The sequence below is a fragment of the Actinomadura sp. NPDC048032 genome, from assembly GCF_040653175.1.
Classification (GTDB): domain Bacteria; phylum Actinomycetota; class Actinomycetes; order Streptosporangiales; family Streptosporangiaceae; genus Spirillospora; species Spirillospora verrucosospora.
On sequence record NZ_JBEZJP010000426.1, the window covers coordinates 1 to 7,172 of the forward strand.

General features: G+C 74.1%; 8 protein-coding genes and 1 pseudogene. 2 read left to right on the plus strand and 7 right to left on the minus strand.

Going from position 1 to position 7,172, the window contains the following annotated elements:
• Positions 1–150: 150 nt before the first annotated feature.
• Positions 151–1,371: a 3-carboxy-cis,cis-muconate cycloisomerase gene (gene pcaB / locus AB0C69_RS35145; RefSeq protein WP_360359546.1), complete on the minus strand. Its 1,221-nt coding sequence runs from the start codon at positions 1,369–1,371 to the stop codon at positions 151–153.
• Positions 1,361–1,519, minus strand: a pseudogene (locus AB0C69_RS35150) (protocatechuate 3,4-dioxygenase subunit alpha); the annotation flags it as partial. The pseudogene AB0C69_RS35150 and the gene pcaB, both read right to left, overlap by 11 nt.
• Here AB0C69_RS35150 and AB0C69_RS35155 point away from each other — a divergent pair.
• Positions 1,519–2,541: a glucose-1-phosphate thymidylyltransferase gene (locus AB0C69_RS35155; RefSeq protein ID WP_360359549.1), complete on the plus strand. Its 1,023-nt coding sequence runs from the start codon at positions 1,519–1,521 to the stop codon at positions 2,539–2,541. The pseudogene AB0C69_RS35150 and the gene AB0C69_RS35155 sit on opposite strands and share 1 nt — an antisense overlap.
• A 31-nt stretch (positions 2,542–2,572) precedes the next feature.
• Here AB0C69_RS35155 and AB0C69_RS35160 read toward each other — a convergent pair whose 3' ends face one another.
• The 4 genes from AB0C69_RS35160 to AB0C69_RS35175 form a co-directional block, all read right to left on the minus strand.
• The gene (locus AB0C69_RS35160) at positions 2,573–3,484 is read right to left on the minus strand and encodes an arylamine N-acetyltransferase (RefSeq protein WP_360359552.1); all 912 of its coding nucleotides are present in this window, start codon (positions 3,482–3,484) and stop codon (positions 2,573–2,575) included.
• 104 nt (positions 3,485–3,588) lie between these two features.
• Positions 3,589–4,425: an ABC transporter permease gene (locus tag AB0C69_RS35165; RefSeq protein ID WP_345182004.1), complete on the minus strand. Its 837-nt coding sequence runs from the start codon at positions 4,423–4,425 to the stop codon at positions 3,589–3,591.
• A 108-nt stretch (positions 4,426–4,533) separates the two neighbouring features.
• Complete coding sequence (locus AB0C69_RS35170) at positions 4,534–5,022, minus strand: EF-hand domain-containing protein (protein WP_345182002.1); 489 nt, start codon at positions 5,020–5,022, stop codon at positions 4,534–4,536.
• Between the two features lie 46 nt (positions 5,023–5,068).
• Positions 5,069–5,548 carry an SRPBCC domain-containing protein gene (locus tag AB0C69_RS35175; RefSeq protein WP_345182000.1) on the minus strand — a complete coding sequence of 160 codons (480 nt, stop codon included), beginning with the start codon at positions 5,546–5,548 and terminating at the stop codon, positions 5,069–5,071.
• Positions 5,549–5,634: 86 nt separating this feature from the next.
• On the opposite strand from AB0C69_RS35175, the gene AB0C69_RS35180 reads away from it, so the two are divergent.
• Complete coding sequence (locus AB0C69_RS35180) at positions 5,635–6,786, plus strand: nucleotide disphospho-sugar-binding domain-containing protein (protein ID WP_345181998.1); 1,152 nt, start codon at positions 5,635–5,637, stop codon at positions 6,784–6,786.
• A gap of 59 nt (positions 6,787–6,845) precedes the next feature.
• Here the strand turns inward: AB0C69_RS35180 and AB0C69_RS35185 are convergent, their stop codons facing one another.
• Positions 6,846–7,166, minus strand: coding sequence for a transcriptional regulator (locus tag AB0C69_RS35185; protein ID WP_360359557.1), 321 nt, complete (start codon positions 7,164–7,166; stop codon positions 6,846–6,848).
• Positions 7,167–7,172: the final 6 nt, after the last annotated feature.

The window sequence follows — 7,172 nt, forward strand, 5'->3', positions numbered from 1 at the left end:
CGTGCGCGGCGAACCGTTCGAGCTCCTCGTCCAGCACGGCCGCGATCTTCTCGGGCTCCGGGCCGACGGCGTCCACGATCGCCAGGGACGGGCCGAGGACGACGACGGGCGCGCCGTCCGGCCCGTCCAGGCGGTGCCGCGGCGCGGCGATCACGCGCGGCCCCTGCGGTAGGCGTCGAGGGCCCGGCCCACGAGGTCGGCGGCGGCCCCGGTCCCGGGGTCGTCGCCGAGGACGTCCAGGAGGTCGTCGAGGTCGGCGCGCATCAGCTCGGTGGACACCTCCAGGCCGTCCAGCAGCTCGGCGGCCGTCTCGGCGGCGCCGCCGGTCAGCCGCAGGCACTCGCGCAGCGGCTGCCACTCGGCGTGCCACTCCCCCGCCGGCCGCTCGTGCGGCGCGGCCTGCGCGGCGAGGACCACCTGGACCTGCGCCGGGACCTGCAGGGCGGCGGACCGGACCAGCGCGGACAGCGCCGGGTTGCGCTTGTGCGGCATCGACGACGAGCCGCCCCGGCCCGCGCCCGCGGCCTCCGCGACCTCGCCGACCTCGCTCTGCGCCAGCAGCCACACGTCAGTGGCGATCTTGCCGAGGGCGCCCGCGGCCACCGCCAGCGCCGCCGCGAGCCGGGCGACGGGCGTGCGGCGGGTGTGCCACGGCAGGACGGGCCGCGCCAGCCCGGTCTCCTGCGCGTAGGCCTCGACGAGGTCGAAGGCCCGGTCGCCGAAGGCGTCCAGCGTCCCGGCGGGGCCGCCGAGCTGGACGGGCAGCGACACGGCGGCGAGGCCCTCGCGCGCCTCCAGGCAGCCCATGAGCCAGCCCGCGGCCTTGGCGCCGAACGTCGTCGGCAGCGCCTGCCGGCCGAGGGTGCGGGCCGGCATCGGGGTGTCGCGGTACCGCGCCGCGAGCCCGGCCAGCGCGTCCAGTGCCCGGTCGAGGTGGGCGAGGACGACGCGCCTGGCGCGGGCCGCGACGAGCATGGCGCCGGTGTCGGCGATGTCCTGGCTGGTGGCGCCCTTGTGGACGTGCTCGCCCGCGGCGCCGGCGAGCGCGCGCAGATCGGCGACCAGCGGCACGACGGGGTTGCCGGAGCCGCGCGCCCGGCTGGCGATGCCGGGCAGGTCGAACCGGTCCGCGTCCGCGGCCGCGGTGATCGCCTCGGCGGCGGCGGCGGGGACGAGGCCGAGCCGGGCCTGCGCGCGGGCGAGCGCCGCCTCCGCGTCGAGCATGGCGGTCAGGTAGGCCCGGTCGCTGGTGGCGGCCTCGGCCTCCGTTCCCGCCCGGACGGGCGACAGCAGTCCCGCGTCCGGCGCCGGGCCGGGCTCCTGCGCGGGCCCGGGCCCGCCGGCCGGCTGCGGGCGCTCGTCAGAAGGCAAGGAACACCGTCTCCCCGTCCCCCTGGAGGCGGACGTCGAACCGGTACTCCCGCTCCCCTTCGCGTTCGGCGACCAGGGTCGCGCGCCGCTCCGGCGGGACGGCCCCGAGCAGCGGGTCGGACGCGTGGGCGGCCGCGTCCTCGGGGAATGCGGCTGCGCCCCTTCAGCCACTCCATGGCCAAGCAGCTGATGCCGATCGCCAACAGGCCGGTCCTGGAGTACGTCCTTCTCAACATCCGCGCCCTCGGCGTCACGGAGATCGGAATCATCGTCGGCGACCGCGCCCAGGAGATCATCGATTTCGCGGGCGACGGCTCCCGGTTCGGCGCGCGGGTGACCTACATCCACCAGGAGCGGCCGCTCGGTCTGGCGCACTGCGTGATCCTGGCCCGCCGCTTCCTCGCCGACGACGACTTCGTGATGTACCTGGGCGACAACATGCTGCCCCACGGCGTCGCCGACATCGCCGAGGACTTCGCCGCGCGGCGGCCCGACGCCCAGGTGCTGGTGCACAAGGTGGCCGACCCGCGCGCCTTCGGGGTGGTGGAGCTGGACGTCGAGGGACGGGTCGAGCGGCTGGTGGAGAAGCCGGCGGAGCCCCGGAGCGATCTGGGGCTGATCGGGGTGTACTTCTTCACCCCGGCCGTCCATGAGGCGGTGGCGTCGATCGAGCCGAGCGCGCGGGGGGAGCTCGAGATCACGGACGCCGTCCAGTGGCTGGTGGCCCGGGGCGCGGACGTGCGGGCCAGCGAGTACGGCGGCTACTGGAAGGACACCGGCCGCGCCGAGGACGTCCTGGACTGCAACCGCCGGCTCCTGGAGTCGCTGCAGCCCGGGATCGCCGGCGAGGTCGACGCGCACTGCCGGATCGACGGCGCGGTCGTCGTCGAGGCCGGGGCGCGGGTCGTGCGCTCCCGCATCGAGGGCCCCGTGATCGTCGGCGCGGGCTCGGTCGTCGAGGACAGCCACATCGGCCCCCGCACCTCGATCGGCCGGGGCTGCGTCCTGCGGCGCGCCGGCGTGGCCGGCTCCATCGTGCTCGACAACGCGTCGGTCTCCGGCTTCGCCGGGCTGCACGACTCGATCATCGGCCGCAACGCCAGCGTGAGCGCCTCGGCCCGGTTCAGCCTGGTCGTCGGCGACGACGCGCGGGTCGAGGTCCCGGCATAGCCCGGCCGGTGCGCGGGCCCCGGGCGGTGCCTCAGGCCCGGGCCGCGGACCGCCGGGCCCTCGCCTCCAGCCAGGCCTCATGGGCGCCCCGGACCTTCGTCCACAGCGCGGTCCGGTCCTGCGGGCCCACGTCCGCCAGCGGCAGGCCGAAGACCTCGGCGAGCGCCCCGTACCACTCGGCGGAGGTGCCGAGCTCCCTGGTCGTCGTGCCGGAGTCGTCGATGTGCCGCAGCATGCAGCCGGTGAGGCCGTCGACGCTCGTCGCGTCGCGCCGCATCACCGCGACCGTCCGCACCAGGCGCGATTCGGGGTCGGTGGCCAGGTAGGGGTGCCATTCGGCGAAGTCCGCCGGGCTGGCGGGCGCCATCGAGAAGTCGAGCCCGGCGATCGCGCCGCCGCGGTCGTGGTCGAAGCGCCAGGCGCCGGTCTCGAACCGCGAGGGGCCGAGGTGGAAGGCGAAGGGTCCCTGGCGGTACGTCCCCGCGCGCAGCGGCAGGGGCTCGTGCAGCCCGTCGCCGAGGCCGACGTCCACCATCCAGTCCTCGCCCTCCACGCTCACGGTGAGCACCAGGTGCGGGGCCGGTTCGGCCGGTCCGACCTGGGGCAGCTTGCGGGCGGCGTGCACGCCGGCCCGGTGCCACGTGACGTCGTATCCGAGGGCGCCCAGCAGAGTGGAGAACGCGCCGTTGAGCTGCACGCAGTACCCGCCGCGCCCCTTCAGCACCTGGCGGGCCGCGTCACGCGGGTCCGCGGTGGTCGGCCGTCCCAGCTGGATCTCCAGCACTTCGTACGGCACCCGCTCCACATGGGCCCGGTGCAGTGCGAAGAGCCCGGAGAGCGAGGGCTCGCCCGGGTCGCCGATGCCGAGGCGCTCCAGGTAGGCGGCGACGTAGCCGGGCCCGCCGGGGACAGGCGCGGTACCCGATGTGTACTGGTCGGCCATGGCCCTCCGTCCGGAACCGGGTGCGGTCGCGCCACCACACGCACTTTACTTTAAAGTAGCACAAGCCGGACTCGCCCCTGGGAGGGCGCGGCGACCGTCCGCCGCTACGCGCGGCCGCGTCGCGAGTACGCGTACGCGGTGAGCGGGGCGAAGACCGCGACGAGGATCGCACAGGCCAGGAACGCCCGGCCCATCTGGCCCGCGGTCTCGGTGCCCTGCATCAGCCCGCGCACAGCCGTCGCCGCGTGCGTGATCGGGTTGAACCCGATGACGGTCTGGAGCCACGACGGCATGGTCTCGCGCGGCGCGATGATGTTGCTGCCGAACAGCAGGACCGAGTCCAGCGTGATGATGAGCATCTGCGCCGACGCCGCCGTGCGCACCGCCACGCCGATCAGGGCCCAGATCCACGCGAGGCTGAAGGCGAACACCTGGAGGAACAGCAGCGCCAGCACGACGCCGCCCAGGCCGCCGTCGGGGCGGAACCCCAGCGCCAGCCCCAGCAGCAGCGGCACCACCGAAGCCACCGCGTACCGGACCACGTCCCCCAGCATCGCCCCGACCAGCACCGACGACTGCCACACCGGCAGCGACCGCACCCGGTCGAACACGCCCTGGTCGATGTCCACGTTCAGCACGAACCCCGTGTTCATGCTCGCGAGCACGATCGCGATGACCGAGACCCCGGGCAGGAAGAAGTCCAGGTACTCGCTCGGCGACCCCGCGATCGCCCCGCCGAAGAGGTAGGTGAACAGCAGGGTGAACATGACCGCCTGCAGCAGGGCGCCGAACAGCCCTTCGGGCGCCCGCTTGATCTTCAGCAGCGAGCGGAACGCGAAGGTCAGCGACGCCGAGAGCACGCCCGCCCTCGGCGGGCGCTCGCCGGGCGTCAGCAGGGGTCCGCGCACTCTCTCGCCCGCCACCGGCTGGGACGTCGTCATCTCGCCTGCCTCCCTCACTCCGCGCTGAGCCGTCCAGGCCAAATAATAAACCCGCAGCTTATATAAGACAAGTCTAATGACCCGCCGGCGGAGCCGCCCCGGAGCCGATCAGGCGTGGTCCCGGTGGTAGAAGTCCTCGATGTACTTCACGAAGGGGTCCCTGTCGAGATAGCCGTCCCCGTCCTCGTCGAGCCGCTGGAACCCGGCGAGGCTCTCCAGCTGCGGGTAGCCCGTCGCCGAATGCGTCGTCATCCACACCTGGAGGGACACCCGCGCGTCGGCGTCCGCGCCCATGTCGAACACCGCGACGCCCCAGGGGATGGCGACGTCCTCGATGAATCCCGGCCGCTCGTGCGAGGCGACCCACTGCTCGCGGCTCACCTTCTTGTCCCCCGCCTCGTCGACGCTCCCCTCCAACCGCTGGAACAGCCGGTTGGACGGCCGCGTGATCGCCAGCCACTGCGGGGAGCCGGGCGACACGTGCAGCGCGCGGCACCACCGCTGCACGAGCAGGTCGACGTCGGTCTGCTCGATGACGCCGTCGCCGTCGTGGTCGAACGCCTTGAAGAGGGCTTCGTACTCTTCGGCAGTGGCCATGCGGAACACTCCTCGGGTCGGAAGGCGCGGCGCGCGGCGCCGCCGGTCAGGCCTCCGTCCCCCGCAGCACGGGGTCGAGGCGGTTCAGGAGGATCGATCTCCACGCGGTCTCGTGCTCGTCCCTCGTCCGGTCGTCGGGGAAGCCCGCGTGCGTCAGGCGCAGCAGGGAGCCGCCGGGACGGGGCGACAGCTCGACGGTCAGCACCGTCTCGACCCCGCGGGTCCCCGCCTCGTTGAGCCACGTGAGTTCGAGCAGCCGGTCCGGGTCGACACGGAGGAACCGGCCGTAGTGCGGATGCCGCCGTCCCTCGTGGAACGTCTGGAAGAAGTAGGGCGCGTCGACCTCGGCCTTCATCACGATCTCGCCCGGCTGGGCGAACCACCGGTCGAACCGCTCCGTCCAGGCGCGGAACACCGCGGCGGCCGGCGCGGCCGCGGGGTGCTCCACGATCGCTCGGTACGGCCTGGCCGACAGGTCGGGCGGGCAGATCGGCGGCGTCACGAACCCCTCCAGCTCGCTAGACACTTGAACTATATATAGTAATCTCCTGGAGGAGTAGACCGGAGACCGCCTCGTCGGCGCCCCGGTCCCGCCCCCGGGAGGATTCCACCATGCGCGTGCTGTTCATCTCCGTTCCCGCGGCCGGCCACGTCTTCACGCTCGTGCCCCTGGCCTGGGCCTTCCGCTCCGCGGGCCACGAGGTGCTCGTGGCGCTCGCGGAGCGCCCCGAGTGGGCGGCCGGGGCCGGGCTGCCCGTGGTCGACGTGGCGCCGGGCTACAGCGCCGTGACGATCGCGCAGAAGGTACTCGAGGACGATCCCGGATTCGCGGAGACGTGGTTCCGGAGTGTCGGGCCGGACAGGGACATCTCCCCCCGGGCGCCCATGTTCGCCGGGTTCAACCGGCCGCTGGTCGCCGGGACCATGGAGGTGGTCGACCAGTGGCGCCCGGACCTCGTCGTCTACGAGCAGACGACCACGGTCGGGGCCATGGCGGCGGCCAGGCTCGGCGTCCCGGCCGTCCAGCGGAACCTGGGGCCCTTCACCACCGGGCGGACCCACCAGCTGACGGCCGGGCTGCTGCCGGACCTGTGCGAGGAGTACGGGGTCCCGGCCATCCCGCGGCCCGCGATGATCCTGGAGCGGCTGCCGCCGAGCATGCTGCACGCCAGGCCCGAGGGCGGGTTCATGGGCGGGCACTCCTACGACGGCGGCGGCGTCCTCGGCGGGCTGTGGCGCCAGCGGCCGCAGCGGCCGCGAGTCGTGCTCTCGCTCGGCGGCGGCTTCTCTGCCAAGTTCTTCGGGCTCGGCACCCTGCCGCCGGTCATCGAGGCCGCGTCGAAGGTGGACGCCGACTTCGTGCTCGCGCTCGGCAACGTCGACACCTCGGCCCTGGGCACGCTGCCGCCGAACGTCCGGCCCGCCGACGGCTGGGTCCCCTTCGGCGAGCTGTTCCGGACGTGCTCGGCGGTCGTGCACCACGGCGGCGCCAACACGGTCATGTCCGCGGTGGAGGCCGGCATTCCCCAGATGGTCGCCCTGGACCCGCAGGACGTGGCCTCGGAAGCCATCGGGCAGGACGTGCGCGACCGGGGCATCGGCCTGACGGCGCCCGCCGAGGAGATCACCGCGACGATGCTGGAGCGCCTGCTGGAGGACGAGACGCTGCGGACGGCGACCGCCGAGGTCCACACCGAGGTCGCGGGCCTGCCGTCCCCCGCGGCGGTCGCCGCCGAGCTGGCCGGCCTCGTCGCGCGCCTGTAGCCCGTCCACCGTCCGCCCGCCCGTCACGAGCCGAGGCCCGGGGCGGGCGGCCTGGCGGATCAGGCCTTCCGCGGTGCCCGGTCCCCCGCCGTGCCGCGCGCCTCGCGCCGGCCCCTGGCCACCTCCGTGGCCAGGGCGTCGAGGGGCTGGGCCCAGAACCCGCGGAACTGCTCCAGCCACGTGTCGACCTCGCGCAGGGGCGCGGGGTCGATCGCGTACAGCCGCCTCGTCCCCTCGGCCCGGACCGAGGCGAACCCGTGGTCGCGCAGCACCTTCAGGTGCTGCGACACCGCCAGCTGGGAGATGCCGAACGTCTCCTCCATCGGCGTCAGCCGATAGAGGTCGGCGAGGACGGCCTCGGGGTTGAAGCCGTTCTTGATCTCGAT